Raw genomic sequence first — 2123 nt, forward strand, 5'->3', positions numbered from 1 at the left:
CCATGCCGCGCAGCAGCCGGTACACATGCGCGGACTCGGCCTCGGCCCAGCCGAAGGCGCCCAGGCGCTGCGTCAGCTCATATCCGTGGCCCGGCCGCTCGGCGAGCAGCAGCAGGATCACGGGATTCATCAGCGCCCGTCGTTCGGTGTCGTGCGTCGTCATGGCTGCGCTCTCCTGATATGGCCGTGCGACATATGGCCTTTCGACATGTGGCCGTGCAACGGTGCCGCTCACCCCGGTCCCACGCTAACCACGCCCGACCACACCGGCCAGCCGTCGTCCACCGACGCGGCGGCGAGCGCCCGGGCCTTGGCAGCGAGGTGAGACCCGTGCATGAACTGTCCATCGCGACCGCCGTGGTCGCCCAGGTGGAGGAAGCCGTCCGTACCAATGGCGGCGGACAGGTCACCTCGCTGCGGCTGCGGATCGGTGAACTGGCGGGCGTGGTGCCGGAGGCCCTGCGGTTCTCGTTCGGTCTGGCGAGCGAGGGCACCGTACTCGCCGGTGCCCGGCTGGAGATGGACACCGTTCCCGGTGTGGCCCGCTGTGCCGGCTGCGGCCGGGAGAGCGAGGTGGGAGTGCCGCCGCTGCTCTGGTGCGCCGACTGCGCGCGGCCTCTGGGCGAGCTGCTCTCGGGCCGGGAACTGGAGATCGCCGAGGTCGTCCTCGCGGATTCCTCGGATGCGCGCCGCCCGGACAGCGGTGACGATCGAGGTACGCCCGAGGAGGCCCCCCATGTGCCGAGTCGTTGATCTGCGCCAGGCCGTACTGGCCGAGAACGACGCCAGTGCCCTGGCGCTGCGCGAGCATCTCGCCGCCCAGGGCACCGTCGAGGTGAATCTGCTGTCCAGCCCGGGCAGCGGCAAGACGGCCCTGCTGGAAGGGCTGCTCTCCCGGGCCGTCGCGGCGGGCACCGCCGTGGCCGCGATCACCGCCGATCTGGCCACCGAGAACGACGCCCGGCGGCTGGCGCGCGCGGGCGCTCCCGTCAAGCAGGTGCTCACGGACGGACTCTGCCATCTGGAGGCGGACATGCTCCGCGGGCATCTCGACGGCTGGCTGCCTCGGGAGACCCGGGTGCTCTTCGTGGAGAACGTCGGCAATCTGGTCTGTCCCGCCTCGTACGACATCGGGGAGAGCCTGCGGATCGTGCTGGGCTCGGTCACCGAGGGCGAGGACAAGCCGCTCAAGTACCCCACGGCGTTCGGCCTCGCCCAGCTCGTGGTCATCACCAAGACGGACATCGCGGAGGCCGTCGAGTTCGACGGGACGGCGTTCCACCGGAATGTCCGCCAGGTGAATCCGGGAGTGCCGGTGCTGGAGACCTCGGCCCGGACCGGCGCCGGTGTCGACGAGTTGCTCGCCTTCATCCTGGGCTGCGCGGCCGGTGTCCCCGTACACCGGCCGGTGCTGGCCCGTCAGCACCACGGCCACGCCGAGGACCCGCACCACGGCCACAGCCACGCCGACGGCCTCGGCCACAGCCACAGCCGTCCCGCACCGTCCGCCGTCCGCGGCACGGCAGAGGCGCCATGAGCGGACGCGTCACCACCGGCACCACCGTCCTCACCTCGTCTCCCGCTCCTCGCGAGCGCCGCCATGTCCTCGTACGCGGAGTGGTGCAGGGCGTCGGCTTCCGCCCGTTCGTCCATTCGCTCGCCACCGAGCTCGGGCTGACGGGCTGGGTCACCAACAGCGCCGAAGGCGTCAGCACGGAGGTCGAGGGACCGCCTCAGGACGTCGCGGCGTTCTGCGAGCGGCTGGCCACCTGCGCGCCGCCGCTCGCGGTCGTCGAGTCCGTACGGCACAGGACCGTACCGGCCGTCGGCGGCAGCGGGTTCACCATCCGTCCCTCGTCCGGCGGCCCGGGACGCACCCTGGTCTCTCCCGACATGGCGACCTGCGACGGCTGTCTCGCCGAGCTGGCCGATCCCGCCGACCGCCGCTACCGCCATCCCTTCATCTGCTGCACTCACTGCGGCCCGCGCTTCACGGTCGTCACCGGGCTGCCGTACGACCGGAGCCGGACCACCATGGCCGGCTTTCCGCTCTGCGCCGACTGCGCGCGCGAGTACGAGGATCCCGCCGACCGGCGCTTCCACGCCCAGCCGGTCGCCTGTCA

At 71.9% G+C, this 2123-nt stretch carries 3 protein-coding genes; all 3 read left to right on the top strand.

The features are described 5' to 3' along the window. Positions 1-330: 330 nt before the first annotated feature. Positions 331-753, top strand: coding sequence for a hydrogenase maturation nickel metallochaperone HypA/HybF (locus GA0115259_RS24770; RefSeq protein ID WP_093601131.1), 423 nt, complete (start codon positions 331-333; stop codon positions 751-753). Next, the gene (gene hypB, locus GA0115259_RS24775; protein ID WP_093601133.1) at positions 737-1537 is read left to right on the top strand and encodes a hydrogenase nickel incorporation protein HypB; all 801 of its coding nucleotides are present in this window, start codon (positions 737-739) and stop codon (positions 1535-1537) included. The genes GA0115259_RS24770 and hypB overlap by 17 nt, the downstream gene beginning before the upstream one ends. Beyond that, positions 1534-2123: acylphosphatase (locus GA0115259_RS24780; protein WP_141716679.1), on the top strand; the 590-nt coding region annotated here is incomplete at its 3' end. The genes hypB and GA0115259_RS24780, both read left to right, overlap by 4 nt.

Origin of the sequence: Streptomyces sp. MnatMP-M17, assembly GCF_900091995.1 — a bacterium.
Lineage (GTDB): Bacteria > Actinomycetota > Actinomycetes > Streptomycetales > Streptomycetaceae > Streptomyces.